At 52.0% G+C, this 15,477-nt stretch carries 16 protein-coding genes; 13 read left to right on the top strand and 3 right to left on the bottom strand.

From position 1 onward, the window contains the following. Window positions 1-113 precede the first annotated feature (113 nt). The 9 genes from miaB (at window position 114) to NST84_RS16890 (ending at window position 10,203) form a co-directional block, all read left to right on the top strand. Entirely contained in the window at window positions 114-1,721 is a 1,608-nt protein-coding gene (gene miaB / locus NST84_RS16930) for a tRNA (N6-isopentenyl adenosine(37)-C2)-methylthiotransferase MiaB (RefSeq protein ID WP_342561349.1), read from the top strand. Window positions 1,722-1,741: 20 nt separating this feature from the next. Beyond that, the gene (locus NST84_RS16925) at window positions 1,742-2,200 is read left to right on the top strand and encodes a YlbF family regulator (RefSeq protein ID WP_342561348.1); all 459 of its coding nucleotides are present in this window, start codon (window positions 1,742-1,744) and stop codon (window positions 2,198-2,200) included. Between the two features lie 143 nt (window positions 2,201-2,343). Then, on the top strand, window positions 2,344-3,114 hold the full coding sequence (locus tag NST84_RS16920) for an NUDIX domain-containing protein (protein WP_342561347.1): 771 nt from the start codon (window positions 2,344-2,346) through the stop codon (window positions 3,112-3,114). 47 nt (window positions 3,115-3,161) lie between these two features. Continuing rightward, window positions 3,162-3,710: an isochorismatase family cysteine hydrolase gene (locus tag NST84_RS16915; RefSeq protein ID WP_342561346.1), complete on the top strand. Its 549-nt coding sequence runs from the start codon at window positions 3,162-3,164 to the stop codon at window positions 3,708-3,710. After that, on the top strand, window positions 3,700-5,184 hold the full coding sequence (locus NST84_RS16910; protein ID WP_342561345.1) for a nicotinate phosphoribosyltransferase: 1,485 nt from the start codon (window positions 3,700-3,702) through the stop codon (window positions 5,182-5,184). The genes NST84_RS16915 and NST84_RS16910 overlap by 11 nt, the downstream gene beginning before the upstream one ends. Before the next feature lie 522 nt (window positions 5,185-5,706). Continuing rightward, window positions 5,707-6,717: a 2-oxoacid:acceptor oxidoreductase family protein gene (locus NST84_RS16905; RefSeq protein WP_342561344.1), complete on the top strand. Its 1,011-nt coding sequence runs from the start codon at window positions 5,707-5,709 to the stop codon at window positions 6,715-6,717. A 26-nt stretch (window positions 6,718-6,743) separates the two neighbouring features. Beyond that, window positions 6,744-9,050 (top strand): thiamine pyrophosphate-dependent enzyme, encoded by a 2,307-nt coding sequence (locus NST84_RS16900; RefSeq protein WP_342561343.1) that lies wholly within the window; start codon window positions 6,744-6,746, stop codon window positions 9,048-9,050. 205 nt (window positions 9,051-9,255) lie between these two features. Further along, the gene (locus NST84_RS16895) at window positions 9,256-9,855 is read left to right on the top strand and encodes a DUF1349 domain-containing protein (RefSeq protein ID WP_342561342.1); all 600 of its coding nucleotides are present in this window, start codon (window positions 9,256-9,258) and stop codon (window positions 9,853-9,855) included. Window positions 9,856-9,969: 114 nt separating this feature from the next. Beyond that, window positions 9,970-10,203: a hypothetical protein gene (locus NST84_RS16890; protein ID WP_342561341.1), complete on the top strand. Its 234-nt coding sequence runs from the start codon at window positions 9,970-9,972 to the stop codon at window positions 10,201-10,203. 80 nt (window positions 10,204-10,283) lie between these two features. Here the strand turns inward: NST84_RS16890 and NST84_RS16885 are convergent, their stop codons facing one another. From NST84_RS16885 to NST84_RS16875, 3 genes are all read right to left on the bottom strand, one after another. Next, window positions 10,284-10,799, bottom strand: a complete 516-nt coding sequence (locus tag NST84_RS16885; protein ID WP_342561340.1) for a MogA/MoaB family molybdenum cofactor biosynthesis protein — start codon at window positions 10,797-10,799, stop codon at window positions 10,284-10,286. A gap of 62 nt (window positions 10,800-10,861) precedes the next feature. Continuing rightward, a complete protein-coding gene (locus NST84_RS16880; RefSeq protein WP_342561339.1) occupies window positions 10,862-11,488 on the bottom strand; it encodes a YitT family protein in 627 nt (208 codons plus the stop codon). Next, window positions 11,485-11,931: a GNAT family N-acetyltransferase gene (locus NST84_RS16875; RefSeq protein ID WP_342561338.1), complete on the bottom strand. Its 447-nt coding sequence runs from the start codon at window positions 11,929-11,931 to the stop codon at window positions 11,485-11,487. The genes NST84_RS16880 and NST84_RS16875 overlap by 4 nt, the downstream gene beginning before the upstream one ends. Window positions 11,932-12,117: 186 nt before the next feature. On the opposite strand from NST84_RS16875, the gene NST84_RS16870 reads away from it, so the two are divergent. The 4 genes from NST84_RS16870 to NST84_RS16855 all read left to right on the top strand — a co-directional run bounded on the left by NST84_RS16870 (window position 12,118) and on the right by NST84_RS16855 (window position 15,464). Beyond that, entirely contained in the window at window positions 12,118-13,134 is a 1,017-nt protein-coding gene (locus tag NST84_RS16870) for a GTP-binding protein (RefSeq protein ID WP_342561337.1), read from the top strand. 171 nt (window positions 13,135-13,305) lie between these two features. After that, a complete protein-coding gene (locus tag NST84_RS16865) occupies window positions 13,306-13,653 on the top strand; it encodes a four-helix bundle copper-binding protein (RefSeq protein ID WP_342561336.1) in 348 nt (115 codons plus the stop codon). A gap of 180 nt (window positions 13,654-13,833) precedes the next feature. Then, complete coding sequence (locus NST84_RS16860; RefSeq protein ID WP_342561335.1) at window positions 13,834-14,757, top strand: ATP-binding cassette domain-containing protein; 924 nt, start codon at window positions 13,834-13,836, stop codon at window positions 14,755-14,757. Continuing rightward, window positions 14,754-15,464 carry a hypothetical protein gene (locus NST84_RS16855; RefSeq protein ID WP_342561334.1) on the top strand — a complete coding sequence of 237 codons (711 nt, stop codon included), beginning with the start codon at window positions 14,754-14,756 and terminating at the stop codon, window positions 15,462-15,464. Before NST84_RS16860 ends, NST84_RS16855 begins: the two co-directional genes overlap by 4 nt. The last annotated feature ends 13 nt before the right edge of the window (window positions 15,465-15,477 follow it).

Here is a 15,477-nt window from a genome sequence, read left to right as displayed (position 1 = left end):
GTCTGCACTGCCGGATGGATACGCCTCCATTATTTATGCTATAATTTTTTATTGGCGATAATAAAATAAATGTATTTGATTACTGAAGCTTTCATTATAAAGGACGTGAAAACATGACAATGGGGAATAACTCACCGGACTTAAAATCCGGCCAGGGCGGTTCGAAGGATTACTCGAAGTATTTTGATTTTTCTGATGCCAAAGTCATCAGTGAAGAAGAGGGCAAAACCACTTACAGAATCAAAGGCCGGACCGTGCAGATCAACTCCAACCCGGATTACAAGGAAGGCAAGCGCCGGGGCAAGCAGGAGATCGAGGTCATTAACTTTGAAGATGCTGAAACGATCCGGATTATGGAGCAATTCCGTGAAATGAACAGCCTTAAGCAGCAGTACTATTTTATTGCCACCTATGGCTGCCAGATGAACGAGCATGATACCGAGACGATGAAGGGCATGCTGGAGGAAATGGGCTATCAGCCGGTGGAAGACCGGAATGAGGCGGATATTATTCTGCTGAACACCTGCGCTATCCGTGAAAATGCCGAAGATAAAGTCTTCGGTGAGCTGGGCCACCTCAAAACGCTGAAGCTGGAGAAGCCGGGTCTGCTGCTGGGCGTCTGCGGCTGTATGTCCCAGGAAGAGGGCGTTGTCAACCGGATCATGGCGAAACATGGCTTCGTTGATATGATCTTCGGTACCCATAATATTCACCGTCTGCCGCAGATCATCAAGGAGTCATTGTTCAGCAAGGAGCTTGTCGTTGAGGTGTGGTCCAAGGAAGGCGACATTATTGAGAATCTTCCCAAAAAGCGGGAAGGCATGCGCGCCTGGGTGAACATCATGTATGGCTGTGACAAGTTCTGTACCTACTGCATCGTACCGTTCACCCGCGGGAAAGAGCGCAGCCGCCGTCCGGAGGACGTGATCACCGAAGTGCGTGAACTGGCCCGCCTGGGCTTCAAGGAAGTAACGCTGCTCGGACAAAATGTGAACGCATACGGTAAAGATTTTACCGATTTAGACTATACATTCGGGGATCTGATGGATGATATGCGTAAGATTGATATTCCGCGCATCCGCTTCATGACTTCACATCCCCGCGATTTTGACGATAAATTAATTGAGGTGCTGGGCAAAGGCGGCAATCTGACGGAGCATATCCATCTGCCGGTACAGTCGGGAAGCACAGCGGTGCTCAAGAAAATGAGCCGTAAATATACGCGTGAGGCCTATCTGGAGCTGGTCTATAAGCTAAAAGCCAGTGTGCCGGATGCGGTGCTGACCACGGATATTATTGTCGGCTTCCCCGGCGAAACCGAGGAGCAGTTCGAAGAGACGCTATCCCTTGTCCGTGAAGTAGGTTATGATATGGCATATACCTTTATTTACTCGCCGCGTGAGGGTACGCCGGCTGCAGCAATGGAGGATAATGTTCCGCTTGAAGTGAAGAACGGGCGGCTGAAGCGCCTGAACGATCTGATTAAGGAACAGAGCCGCGTCAGCAACGACCGGATGCTGGGTGAACTGGTGGAGGTGCTGGTGGAGGGGGAGAGCAAGAATAATGCAAGTGTACTCTCCGGACGCTCCCGTGCCAACAAGCTTGTTCATTTTGAAGGTCCCAAGGAGCTGATCGGCAGCTTTGTGCAGGTTAGAATTACCGATACCAAAACCTGGTATATTAAAGGGGATTATGTAGCGGAAGCAGCAGTAGTCCTCTAAATTTATAGAGAAATGGGGCGATGAGCGTGAGCCAGGACAGTCCGAATGTGAATAAATACGGCATGCAGAGTTTCGATACCCGTGATCTGATTGTGCGTGAGGATATTATGGGCAAAGCGAAGGAGCTTGCAGCGCTGATTTCGACCAGTGAAGAGGTGCAGCATTTTCAGCAGGCAGAGCTCAAAATCCAGAATCACGAACGGGTGCAGGGGCTAATTGCTACTATTAAGAAGAAGCAGAAGGAGATTGTCGCCTTTGAAAGCTTCGGGAATAAAACAATGGTAGCGAAGATTGAACAGGAAATCGAAGACCTGCAGGATGAGATCGACGGCATTCCGGTGGTAAATGAGTTCCAGCAGAGCCAGAGCGATATCAACTACCTGCTGCAGCTGGTCGTTTCGGTCATCCGGGACACCGTCTCGGAGAAAATCAATGTGGAGGCCGGCACGGATGCGCCGCCGTCTACCTGCGGAGACTGATTTAGGTTATAGAGGGGGGCGGATGCAGATCCGTCCCTTTATCTACATCTGAATGTGCCGGATTTGTTGATTTTAGAAGAGCAGGTTTGGTACATTAAAAGATACGGACAGTTAACAATGACAGCGGTAAAGGATGATCTAAAGTGAGCGAGAACGTGGAACAAACCTACAACGCTAAAAAGTATCGCACCCCGGATGGAGTTCCGGCCGACATTGTGATGTTCACTTTGACGAAGCGGGAACGGAAGACGGTTACGAAGACCCTTCCCCTGCGCGAGCTGAAGGTAATGCTGATCCGGCGCAAAAAATGGCCGTGTGCCGGCATGTGGGCGCTGCCCGGAGGCTTTTGCCAGGAGGATGAGTCCATCTATGATGCGGCCAAGCGGGAGCTGAAAGAGGAAACCGGGGTTGACGGCGGACATCTGGAGTATCTCGGTGTATACAGCACTCCCGGACGTGATCCGCGCGGCTGGATTATCAGCCATGCTTTTTTTGCGCTGGTGGAGGAGTGGATGCTGGAGCAGAGACAAGCCTCGGATGATGCCGGCGAGGTCGGGCTGTTTACGCTGCAGGAAGCGCTGGAAGAGCTGGAGCTGGCGTTTGACCATCATGATATTATTACAGATGCTTATCTGCGGATTCAGCAGCAGATGCTGCAGACGACAATTGCGCGGCAGTTTTTGCCCCGGCATTTTACGCTGAGTGAGCTTTATCAGGTCATTCAGACCGTAGTACCGGAGTTCAAGGAGCCTAATTTTATCCGCAAAATCACTTCAACACGCAGCAGACAGGGTATATTAAAGGAAGTGCGTGATGAAGCGGGCAATCCGGTCAGCTCGAACCAGTACTCCCAGCGGCCTGCGCAGCTCTATATGTTCACTGACCATGAGCCTTTATTATCTATTTATACATGATATAGTATTTTAACCACCGTCCTACCATACTAAAGGAGGCTTATCCAATGAAGGCATTGATCGTGATAGATTTCACCAATGATTTTGTTGACGGCAGTCTGCCTGTCGGGCAGCCGGGAATTGATATTGCACCCAGAGTCAATGAATTGACGGAACAGTTTGTGAACAGCGGCGATTACGTAGTCATGGCGGTTGACCTGCATGAGGCGGCAGATCCGTATCATCCCGAGAGCAGGCTGTTTCCTCCGCATAACCTGCGGGATACGTCCGGACGGGAGCTGTACGGCGGCCTCAAGGCCGTTTATGAAGAAAACAAGGGATCTGTCTATTGGATGGACAAAACACGCTACAGCGCCTTTTGCGGCACCGATCTGGAGCTGAAGCTGCGTGAGCGGGGAATACAGGAATTGCATCTGATCGGAGTCTGTACTGATATTTGTGTGCTGCATACTGCGGTCGATGCCTACAATAAAGGATTTGGCATTGTGATCCACGAGGATGCGGTGGCGAGCTTTAATGCAGACGGGCATGCATGGGCGCTCGGTCATTTCCGGGGCAGCCTCGGAGCACAGGTGGTGCGTGCCGATGCAGAATAAGACAGGTCTAGGAGATGAGGATTTGAGAAGAGAGCTTGCTCTACATACAGACAAGTATCAGATAAACATGATGTACGCCCACTGGGTGAACGGTACCCATAAGCGCAAGGCGGTATTTGAGGCGTACTTCCGCAAGCTGCCGTTCGGGAACGGTTTTGCCGTTTTTGCCGGACTGGAGCGGATTGCCCAATATATCAGAGACCTGCGGTTCACGGAAGACGATATCCGTTATCTGTCAGAGCAGGAGGAGAACTATGCGCCGGCTTTTCTTGAGGAGCTGCTGCAGTTTCACTTCAAAGGAAACATTCATGCAATGAAGGAAGGGGCGCTTGTCTTTCCGGATGAGCCGCTGGTACGTGTTGAAGGCACGATTATGGAGGCTCAGCTCGTTGAAACGGCGATCCTGAACTTTATGAACTATCAGACGCTGATCGCTACCAAGGCTTCACGGATCAAGCAGGTGGCTCCTAACGACATCCTGCTGGAGTTTGGTACCCGCAGGGCGCAGGAGGCGGATGCGGCGGTATGGGGCGCACGGGCTGCCTTTATCGGCGGATTCCACGCTACCTCCAACATGCTGGCCGGCCGGATGTTTGGCATCCCGACCAAAGGCACGCATGCCCACTCCTGGGTGCAGAGCTTCAGCAGCGAGCAGGAAGCCTTCGACGCTTATGCCAAGGTATTGCCGGACGGCGTTACGCTGCTTGTTGATACCTTCGATACACTGCGCAGCGGTGTGCCGCATGCGATTAATACCGCGAAGAAGCTGGAAGCTGCGGGCAAGAAAATGAATGCCATCCGTCTCGACAGCGGGGACTTGGCCTATCTGTCCATTCAAGCGCGCAAAATGCTGGACGAGGCCGGTCTGGACTACGTGAAAATTGTAGCCTCCAATGATCTGGACGAGAACACGATTATGGACCTGAAGCTGCAGGGAGCGGCGATTGATACCTGGGGTGTAGGTACGCAGCTTATTACCGCAGCCGATCAGCCGTCACTGGGCGGGGTGTACAAGCTGGTGGAGATTGAGTCGGCAACCGGCGAAATGATCCCGACCATCAAGATCTCCTCCAATCCGGAGAAGGTATCCACGCCCGGCAAAAAGGATGTATTCCGCATTGTCGGTACAAACGGCAAAGCGATGGCCGACTACATTAATCACCCTGACGAGCCGGCCCCGCGTAACGGTGCCCGGATCAAGCTGTTTAATCCGCTTCATCCGTACCTGCGCAAGAATGTCGACAAGTATGAGGCGCTGCTGATGCTGGAGCCTATTTTTGTGAACGGGTTCCAGGTCTACTCCCTGCCGCCGCTTGAGGAAATCCGCCGTTATCATGAGCAGCAGCTCGATTTGTTCTGGCCGGAATACCTGCGTAAGCTGAATCCCGAAGTATACCGTGTTAACCTAAGTGAGCAGGTATGGAACCGCAAGCAGCAGCTGATCGCCGAGCACATGCAGCTGGATAACGAATAGAAGATTTACTATCAACCAAATACTTTTAAATGAAGCTGTCCTTCCGCAATCAAGTCATGCGTGCAGGGCAGCTTTTTGCATGTGTTAAAAGAGTAGTTATCAAGACTGAAAGCGGATACATAGACTCACTGCATGTAAAAAAATCCCCTGCCAAAAGCTATAAAGATCATTGACGCCGCTGTCATTGATATGCGTTCTCAGTCGAAAAATGTGATGAATTTAACATCTTAATTTTTAATTTTATTGCTAAATTAAGAAGGACCTTGTATCCACGGAGCTTTTTAAAATGACGGATTACACACAAATTTCACATTTTGCAATTTCTATGGCAGGTTATCTTCTCCTCAGGTAACGCGGCACTGTCGCGTATAAAGAAATCGATCAAAATCTATAAATTATTGTGATTCCCGAAACCGTGGAAATGCAAGATTTATCACATGCGTATTAGCAATATCAAGTTACAATTTTCAAAAAAGTCAAAAGGATTGTTTTATTCTTGACACTCAGAAAGGGGTTATGTCGGTGGTACAACTACCAAAAGTAAACAGTCTGGGATTCTTTGAAATCCGGCTGGAGTCCATTGGAGGACTGGGAGCTAACCTTGCCGGTAAAATGCTCGCGGAAGCGGGCGTTGTTGGAGCAGGGCTTAACGGCGTCAGCTTCTCATCTTACGGATCGGAGAAGAAGGGGTCGGCTGTAAAGGCCCACATCCGGTTCTGTGATCTGGATACGCATATCCGGGATACCTCTCCGGTAGAGCGTCCGCATGTGGTCGGCGTATTTCATGAAGCGCTTGCCAAGACTATCAATGTAACCAGCGGGATCGGCGAAGACAGCACCGTTCTTGTGAACTCGGCCAAGACGCCGGAAGAACTCAAAGAACTGCTGAAAATGAAAGCTGGTACTATTGCTGTGATCGATGCAACGAGCATTGCACTGAAAGAGAAAAACCGTGTCAACATGGCGATGCTGGGTGCATTGTTCCGTCTCTGTCCGTTCCTCGACACAGAGACGATGAAGGGTGTTATCGAGAAATCACTCGGCAAGAAATATCCGCAGGCTGTGCAGTCTGCTATTACTACCTTTGAACGCGGCTACAATGAAGTGAAGTTTATGCACTTTGAGCTGCCGGCAGGGGAGCGCATGCCTGAATACGTCCGCTCCGACATTTCGGCGCTTGGCTACGAAACCCAGCCGATGGGCGGATCGATTGTGAATCCCGGCAACAGCTTCCTGAAGAATCTGAGCATTTCCCGTTCCGGCATGATTCCGGCTTATGAGGAGGAGTCCTGCATCAACTGTGCACAGTGTGATACCGTCTGTCCGGACCAGTGCTTCGTCTGGGAGGAACGGCTTGACCGCAAGGGCCGCTCGCAGATGTTCCTGCTTGGCATCGACTACCAGTACTGTAAAGGCTGCCTGAAATGCGTAGGCGCCTGCCCGACCTCGGCCCTGTCCAGCATCCTTGAGAAGGAAGGCTATGCCGACAGCCACACTGTGAAGCATACATTTGATTTGGTCTCGCAATTATAAATCCGGTAAGAAGGGCGGAATGAACAATGGCTATTGATTATGAAAAAGAAGTAGGTTCTGCCAAAGTAGAGCAGAAATTCCTCTATGAATCAGGCAATGAGATGGCGGCCTATGCGGCTCATCAGATCAACTATCACGTTATGGGATATTTCCCGATCTCGCCGTCGACCGAGGTAGCCCAGTTCCTTGATTCGATGAAAGCAAGCGGACAGCATGATATTATGCTCGTACCGTCAGACGGTGAACACAGCTCGGCAGGGATCTGTTACGGGGCATCCACTGCTGGCGGACGTGTATTCAACGCAACAAGTGCGCAGGGCTACATGTTCATGCTGGAGCAGCTGCCTGTACAAGCAGGTACGCGTATGCCTATGGTTATGAATCTGATCTGCCGCTCGATCTCAGGTCCCCTGAACATTCACGGCGATCACTCCGATTTGTATTTTGCACTCAATACCGGCTGGCCTATCCTGATGTGCCGTGACCCGCAATCGGTCTACGACATGAATCTGATGGCACTTAAGCTGGCTGAACATGCGAAGGTCCGTCTTCCGGTCATGGTTGCATCTGACGGGTATTTCACGTCCCACCAGAAGCGCCGTGTACAGGCTTTTGCCCACCGTCAGGATGTTCATAACTTTGTAGGCGAACAGCCGCCTACGGGCTTCACTGATACGCTGGACCGCAACAATCCGGTTACAGTTGGTCCTTACATGAATGAGCCGGATTATATCAACAACCGCTATCAGCAGTCGGTAGCGATGTACAATGCCGGAGAAGTGTTCGAAGAGATCGCCCAGGAGTTTGCCGAGCTGACCGGCCGCCACTATGAGGTGATTGAGCAGTACCGGATGGATGACGCCGATGTAGCGGTCTTCCTGATGAACTCCGCGTCCGAGATTATCAAGGATGTTGTCGACCAGCTGCGCCTGCAGGGCATCAAAGCCGGAGCAATCTCGCCGAACATGATCCGCCCGTTCCCGCAGAAGCAGATTGCGGATGCTTTGAAGAATGTTAAGGCCATTACCGTTGGTGACCGTGCAGATTCCGTCGGCGGACACGGCGGCAATATGGTTAATGAAATCAAGGCTGCCCTGTTCACTTACGGCAACACCACAACCAAAGTCATCAGCCGGATTTACGGGCTGGGCGGCAAAGACTTCTATGCAGAAGACGGACATCATTTCTTCCAGCTGGCTATTGATGCTGTAGTCGCTGACCGTGTTGAAGTGCCGTTCGATTATTACGGCCACAATCCGGGTGAAGCGGACAAAGCGCCTAAGCGTCTGCTGAAGCCTATGGATTTCGATTCCCTGAAGTCCGGGCTGATCACGGTTACCAAGAATGAAGAAACCGGCCGGCTGGCTGTTAAGGTACCGCCAGTACGCAGTCTGATGAAAAAGCCGAGACGCTTGTCGCCGGGTCACGGCGCGTGTCCTGGCTGCGGTATTTTCTCAGGACTTGAGCTGTTCTTCAGAGGGATTGAAGGAGATATCGTCGCGTTGTATCACACAGGCTGCGCGATGGTAACTACAACCGGTTATCCGTATTCCTCCCACAAATCAACGTTTATTCATAACCTGTTCCAGAACGGTGCCGCTACGCTGTCCGGTGTAGTAGAGATGTTCTGGGAACGCAAACGCCGCGGCGAGCTGGACGGCCTGGGCCTCAAGGAAGACTTTACTTTCGTGATGGTTACCGGCGACGGCGGGATGGACATCGGAATGGGACCTGCCATCGGCGCCGCCCTGCGCGGCCACAAAATGATAATCGTCGAGTACGATAACGAAGGCTATATGAACACTGGTGCACAGCAGTCGTATTCGACTCCGCTCGGTCACCGCACATCCACATCGAGCATCGGCAAAACACAGCAGGGTAAGGTTACCCAGCACAAGGATACGGCGCAGATTATGGCTGCCACCAATATTCCTTATGTGTTCACCGGCTGTGAAGCTTATCCGCAGGATCTGCTGAAGAAAGCGGCAAAAGCCCAATGGTACGCCCAGAATGAAGGCCTGGTCTATGGTAAAATTCTGATTGCCTGCCCGCTGAACTGGATGAGCGAGGACAAGGAAGGGACGAATATCGTCTCCCTGGCTGTGGAATCCTGCTTCTTCCCGCTGTATGAGGTAGAGCAGGGCGTCACCAATATTACCTACAATCCGGAAGACAAGAACAAACGGGTTGAAGTGTCCGCCTGGCTGAAGACGATGGGTAAAACCCGCCATCTGCTCAAGCCGGAGAACGAACCTGCGCTGCGCAGCTTCGAGGGCGAGGTTCAGCGCCGCTGGAGCAAGCTCGTCGCTAAGCACGAGCACCCTGATTTGTAAGCAGCACCGCAATCCTATAGCATAATCATTCACAGCCTGACAGAGCTCTGTCAGGCTGTGTTTTTGCCTGCGGACTTATTTTTCACTTGCGCAGATGAAGGAAAGCTGCATTTTCAGCCGAATTTGATAGAGTAGCATTAATAGGGGGTACAGTTAAGCTTCGGCAATTCATTCAACTGAAATCCGGTAAAGGAGTGTGCTGGCGATGAAAAAGATGAACTGGCAGGACGGAATCTGGAGTGTTGAGCCCCATTCCGTGGCAGAGCAGGAGGGCAGGCTGATCGTTCAGGCTGTGGAGGGCAGTGACTATTGGCAGAAAACCATGTACGGCTTTCAGCATGATAACGGGCATGCGCTGCTTGCGGGCTGGGAGAAGCAGACTGCGGTGGAGGTGAGCTTTGAGGCAGGAAGCCTTACCGAGCTGTATGACCAGGCGGGAATCATGCTGTGGCACAGCCAGCTGCAGTGGATCAAGGCCGGAATCGAAATCAATGACGGTGTGCCGCACATAGGTGCAGTGGTCACGGATCAGTACTCCGATTGGTCCCTGTCACCTGTGCCGGAATGGGCCGGACAGATCGTAACCATCCGCGCCTCACGCCTCAAGGATGCCGTTATCCTCAGAGCCAGAACCGGTGTGCATCCATGGCGGACGATCCGTGTCGCCCGTTTTCCTTATGAGTCAGATGTACAGGCAGGCCCGATGCTCTGTGCGCCGACCAGACCCGGACTGAGGGTGGCGTTTACAAGCTGGGTCACAACAGCGCCCGATACAGATGTTCATGAGGAGCCTCCAGGGGAATAGCTGCATTGGCTGTTAATTCCCTTAAAGTGTGTTTCCCCTTAAAGGCCCTTTGAATAATTATCGTTTCTCTCAGCCATGCTAAACCTATAAAGATCACGCTGAGAGGAAGATTCGATGAGAGTCGCGGTCATACTGCTGGCGGCTGTACTGGCTGCCGGAATAGCAGACCTAGCAGGTACAGATAACAATCAGCAAGCATATATTAAGCCCACTAAAGGCATAGCACAGGCTTCAGAGGCTCCTGCTGCGAGACTCTACACCTCTTTAGAGAAAGAGAAGGGCAAATACACTGACAAGGTTAAAGCACTGCTGGAGCAATTGCTAGGCGGGCTGCATGCCGCACATTAGCCGCATACAGGACGATTCGCACAATAAACAGGCCGGCAACTGCATCTACAGATGCGTTCCCGGCCTCTTTATATGTCTTGCTACTCCTTCTTATAAATCTCCCGCATCACATGACGCAGCTCGGGAACGATCAGCCGGCTCATGGCCAGCTTGATTGCCCCTGTCGAGCCGGGCATCGAGAAGACCGCTGTATTGCCGATCGTGCCGGCGATAGCCCGGCTGAGAATCGCTGCTGAGCCGATATCCTCGGTAAAGCTGAGCAGCCGGAAAATCTCGCCGAAGCCAGGCAGCGACTTGTCGAGCAGTGATGCAACAGCCTCATAAGTGGTATCGCGGGGCGAAATCCCCGTACCGCCGGTCAGCAGCACGGCTTCGATTCCGGAGTGGACGGAGCTTTTATAGACCAGCTCACGGATTTCCTCATAATCGTCTTTCACAATAGTGCGGCCCATGACCTGATATCCGGCTTCCTCCAGCATTGACGCCAGCAATTGTCCTCCGGTGTCCGTTTCCATCGTGCGTGTATCCGAAACTGTAATAACATAACAGGCCACGGTCTGCGGCGCTTGCTTGCGGTGTTCTTCGACAGATGACATATAATCCACTCCTAGAGTCCAAATCAAATCCCTATTCTCTTATTTACCCATAATACCAGTCTTTATAAGGTCTGTTCCAGTGAAAAGCGGTTTACCGCCTTCCCGATAAGCAGCATGAAGTAATTAAGGATGAATCCGCCCAGGCAAACGGTCAGCAGAGTGCCGATTCCGATAGGTCCGTTAAAGATTAAAGCTGCCAGCAGGAACACAAAATAAAGGATCGTACGGGTAAAAAAGATGCTGCGGCCCGTAAGCTTTTGCAGAACCAGTGTCATCCGGTCTAAAGGGGCGGGGGCGAAGTTGGCCTGCAGGTATACGGCCGTTCCTAAGCCCGTCACAACTATGCCTGCAGCGAAGCAGCCAAGTCTGCTGATCCACAGCCGCGGCTCAACAAGATCGCTAAGCCAGAATAACCATACATCGATTCCAATGCCTGTTATAAAAGCAGTCGCCAGGCCCAACATTTCCGGTCTGCGTCTGGTTAAAGCAGCATTACATAAGGTCAGCAGGATGGCGATCAGAATTTCCCAGCTGCCCACAGTTAGACCGACATTGCCGGAGAGGCCGACTAAAGTTGCGTCAAAAGGGGACGCGCCAAGTCCGGATTGTATGGTCAGACAAATACCAAGAGTCAGTATAAAAATACCGCAAATGAACAGGAGGGCAGTCCTCAGGCGGGAGCTTGTCATTTTGGCACAGCAGCAAGCTCTTTACTCATTACGATATGCGGGATGCCGTCTTCCATAAATTCCGCCGATGCAGGCTGATAGCCAAGCTTTTCATAGAATCCCTTTGCCTGTGTCTGCCCGTGCAGTTTGACTGCGGTAAAACCTCTCTCGGCAGCTAGTTCTTCAAGGCTGGAAATAATCAGCTTGCCGATTCCGAATTTGCGGTAGGGTGCCAGAATACAGATCCGCTCCAGCTTGCCTTTTCCGTCAAAAGCGCGAATCCGGCCTGTTCCCACCGGCTGTCCGTCATAGTAGGCGAGAATATGCCGGCACTGGCTATCCAGTGCATCGAACGCATCAAATTCATCCGCCAGCGGAACTCCCTGCTCCTCAACGAATACTTTTTTTCTGATTGAAAAAGCAGCTTCCAAATCCTCCGGCAGCGTAATAGCCTGTACGTTCATTGTTATCCAACCTTTCTGATCTTAAAATCATTTACAAAGTATATACAATATTAATATTGTTGTAAATGCAATAAAAAATAAACCTGCCTGCTGCGGGCTGCTGGCCCTTACCCCCATGCATCTTGCTTGTGCACGCAGACTGTAGTACACTCGCTACCATACGGATTTTTGGGGGAGCGATGAAACATGGAACAGGCGTTGCCGGTGTACATATTGTCAGGATTTCTCGGGAGCGGCAAAACAACGCTGCTGCAGCGGCTGCTGGACCACTGGAAAGGCCAGGGTCTGCGTCCTGCGGTTATTATGAATGAGCTTGGTGAAGTGAATCTGGACGGGCTGCTGGTGGAGCAGGAGGTCCCGATGGCCGAAATGCTGGGCGGGTGCATCTGCTGTACGAGCCGCGGTGATCTCAGTACAGAGCTGACCACATTAGTCAAAAAAGAGCAGCCGGATGTGGTGATCATCGAAGCCACAGGCGCTGCTAATCCGCTGGAAATTGTCGATGCGGTGACGGAAACCTCGCTGTATCAGCAGGTGGAGCTGAAGGGGCTGATTACAGTAGTCGATGCGGCGCATCTGCTTGAACTGTACCGCTCACAGCAGGGAGCCACTTACCGGCTGATGCAGGAGCAAATCCGCTGCGCATCCGTGCTGATTCTTAACAAGACAGACCGTATTACGGCAGAAGAAGCGGAAGAAATCTCCACCGTACTGCGGAAATGGAATGCCTATGCCGAAATTTTGCCGGCTGTGCGCTGTGCGCTCGAACCCGAAGCTTTGCTGGATAATCTTGGCGGAGTGCATCTGGATGGAGAAGAAGCGGATGCCGGTGATGATGGGGGCAATGGAGAAGCTGCCAGAGAGCAGGGCAAGGCCCATCATACCCATGATCATGTGATGGCGTACACCCACTATTTCAAAAATGCAGTGGACAGTGAAGCCTTTGAGCAGTTTGTGAAGGAGCTGCCGCGTGATGTGTACCGTGCCAAGGGCATTGTTACATTCAGTGACACAGCAAGCCGGTTTCTGTTCCAGTATGCATACCGGGAAGCTGATTTTATGAAAATTACGCCGCAGGGAGAGGTCCCTGATGTGGCTGTCTTTATCGGTGAGCATTTCTCTTCAGGTGACTTGCGCACACGGCTTCTGCAGCTGGAGAAGCGTTTGTTCAGCCGGCCGGCGGCCATTAAGCGAAGCCTGTAACCGGCTTTACTGGCAGCAGGATTTATTGGCCCTGCAGATCTTGCCGGAGCTGAGCGGCAGAGCCCTTGAAGGCTGGTAAGACACCCCGTTTACGGGCAAGCTTGGTTCGTTCCTTTTCTTGCAGGTTAATACATAGGCATACCCTATACGAATTGCAGGAGGTTTAAGGCTATGACCCGAATTCAATATCAGGAATGCATTGACGCTTGTATTAAATGTATGAATGCCTGTAACTACAGCTATGTCTCCAGCCTGAAAGAATATGATCTGGCATCGCTCCGTGAGAGTATCCGGCTCGACCGTGAATGTGCGGATATCTGCTCTTATGCTGTACAGGCGATGACCCGGCAAAGCCCGTTCGTTGTTGAGATCCTGCGTCTGTGCGCAGAGATTTGCGAACGTACGGCTGACGAGAGCAGCCGCCATATGCAGACTCATTGCCAGGATTGCATTGATGCCTGCCGCAGTGCCGCAATGGCCTGCCGTCTGATCAGCGGTGCTGTTGAAGTATACGCATAATGGAATGAAACTTTGATAAAACCAGACCGCCTGCAGGATTGACTGCAGCCGGGTTCTGGTTTTTTTGTGCGCTTATTTACAGGAAGGCAGGCCTGATCTGGCGAATATTAGATAAGATAGCAGATTGAGTAACCGGGCTGTGCACCGGCCCGGCGTATTCTTATGAGGAGAGAATATCGTATGACCCAGTCCCCTAGTCTGATCAGCTTATCCGGCGCAACCAAAATATATGGAGGTAGAGCAGTGCTGAATGAAGTCTCCATCAGGGTAGAGTCCGGGACGGCAACCGCCCTGATTGGGCGCAACGGCTCCGGCAAAAGCACACTGCTTGCGGTGCTGGCCGGGCTCTTGAGGCTTTCATCAGGCTTACTTACGCAGTCAAAGCCCAGGCTGAGCATCGGCTATGCCCCCGAGGCGTTTACCGGAACGAAGCTCCCGGCCGAGCAATATTTACGCCATATGGGCCGAATCAGCGGAATTCCGCCGGCTCAGCTGGAGCGGCAACTCACCAGGCTGCTGGAGGCTTTTCATCTGCAGCCGTTCCGCAAGCAGCCGGTAACCGGCTTTTCCAAAGGGATGCTGCAAAAGATGAACCTGATTCAAAGCCTGCTTGGTGAACCGGAGCTGCTGCTGCTTGACGAGCCGTTGTCCGGACTTGATCTTCCTGCACAGCATACTTTGATTAGCATTCTGCAGGAATTGAAACAGAAGGGGACGGCACTTGTATTTTCCGTGCATGAACCACTGTGTATAGAAGCGCTCGAAGCGGAAGTACACGTACTTCAGGCCGGGCGGACGCAGCTGATTACGAATGCAGACAAGCTAAGGGACAAATCTTCCTCGCGGTTGGTCTGTGCAGCCCTGGAAGATCAGGAAGAGAAATTCATTGCCGGATTGCCCGGCTTTCTTACTGCGCAGGCTGTCCATACCGCTAGGGCCGGGAAGTGCACAGAATGGACGGTTGAAACAACATATGCAGATGAATTTCTGCGATATATCCTCCAGCACGACGGATCTGTAATCTCAGTAGAGCACCACAGCGGCCGCAACCTGCTGGTAGAATGGATGGACCCGAAACGCAGCGGGGAGGAGGGTGCCGGATGAGACCGCTGATTGCCTATATGCTAAGAAGCTACACGGCCTCACAACGCTTTTTTGCACCTGTTGCAGCCTTAGTGATATCCTTGCTGTTTCTCTATACATACAAGCCTAATCCGGTAATGGGCAGCTATGCAGCAACCGGTGTGATCCTGTTCGTCTGCTGCGCCTGGATGGGAATCAGCTTTCTTAACCATGAGCAGGCCGTGCAGCGGCAGGTAACGGTAGTTCATCTGCGCAGCAGCGTAAAGTACAGTCTGGGCGGCATATTGACACTGGCTTTACTAACGCTGGTACTTGCCCTGCTGATGGTTGTTTATCCGGTCTTGACCGGGAGCTTTGCCGAACCGGCCGGACTGTACCGGATGACAGTGGCTTATGCCGGACATCTGCTGCTGGGGATGCTCGGAGTCTCCATTTCGCTGTTTCTGCAGGCCTCCTGGGTTCCCAAAAACAGCTATGCCACCGGACTGCTGCTTATGATCCTGATCATCTCGATCAGCGGCCTCAAGCTGGCCGAGCTTATTCCCGGCCCGGCTGTGCCGGTGCTGCTTCCTCCGGCGGCACTGTTAATGAACATGCTGATGCATGCAGATGAATGGTCACTGCCAGCGGTACTTGGCACATTTGCCCACGCACTGGTTTACATATTGCTGCTAAACGGATTGTATTTATACCGTTCCGGACGCATGGATTATAGCAGGAATTTATGAGACAATAGAATAA

Source organism: Paenibacillus sp. FSL R7-0345 (assembly GCF_038595055.1).
Taxonomy (GTDB): Bacteria; Bacillota; Bacilli; order Paenibacillales; family Paenibacillaceae; genus Paenibacillus_AQ.
Note: the sequence above shows the minus strand (reverse complement) of the source record. Positions and strands in the feature narration are given on the sequence as shown.

Bases quoted from the DNA above. Each gene is read 5' to 3' on its own strand.
- miaB (WP_342561349.1), top strand. From the start codon at position 114: ATGACAATGGGGAATAACTCACCGGACTTAAAATCCGGCCAGGGCGGT.
- NST84_RS16925 (WP_342561348.1), top strand. From the start codon at position 1,742: ATGAGCGTGAGCCAGGACAGTCCGAATGTGAATAAATACGGCATGCAG.
- NST84_RS16915 (WP_342561346.1), top strand. From the start codon at position 3,162: ATGAAGGCATTGATCGTGATAGATTTCACCAATGATTTTGTTGACGGC.
- NST84_RS16910 (WP_342561345.1), top strand. From the start codon at position 3,700: ATGCAGAATAAGACAGGTCTAGGAGATGAGGATTTGAGAAGAGAGCTT.
- NST84_RS16900 (WP_342561343.1), top strand. From the start codon at position 6,744: ATGGCTATTGATTATGAAAAAGAAGTAGGTTCTGCCAAAGTAGAGCAG.
- NST84_RS16895 (WP_342561342.1), top strand. From the start codon at position 9,256: ATGAAAAAGATGAACTGGCAGGACGGAATCTGGAGTGTTGAGCCCCAT.
- NST84_RS16890 (WP_342561341.1), top strand. From the start codon at position 9,970: ATGAGAGTCGCGGTCATACTGCTGGCGGCTGTACTGGCTGCCGGAATA.
- NST84_RS16885 (WP_342561340.1), bottom strand. From the start codon at position 10,799: ATGTCATCTGTCGAAGAACACCGCAAGCAAGCGCCGCAGACCGTGGCC.
- NST84_RS16880 (WP_342561339.1), bottom strand. From the start codon at position 11,488: ATGACAAGCTCCCGCCTGAGGACTGCCCTCCTGTTCATTTGCGGTATT.
- NST84_RS16875 (WP_342561338.1), bottom strand. From the start codon at position 11,931: ATGAACGTACAGGCTATTACGCTGCCGGAGGATTTGGAAGCTGCTTTT.
- NST84_RS16870 (WP_342561337.1), top strand. From the start codon at position 12,118: ATGGAACAGGCGTTGCCGGTGTACATATTGTCAGGATTTCTCGGGAGC.
- NST84_RS16865 (WP_342561336.1), top strand. From the start codon at position 13,306: ATGACCCGAATTCAATATCAGGAATGCATTGACGCTTGTATTAAATGT.
- NST84_RS16860 (WP_342561335.1), top strand. From the start codon at position 13,834: ATGACCCAGTCCCCTAGTCTGATCAGCTTATCCGGCGCAACCAAAATA.
- NST84_RS16855 (WP_342561334.1), top strand. From the start codon at position 14,754: ATGAGACCGCTGATTGCCTATATGCTAAGAAGCTACACGGCCTCACAA.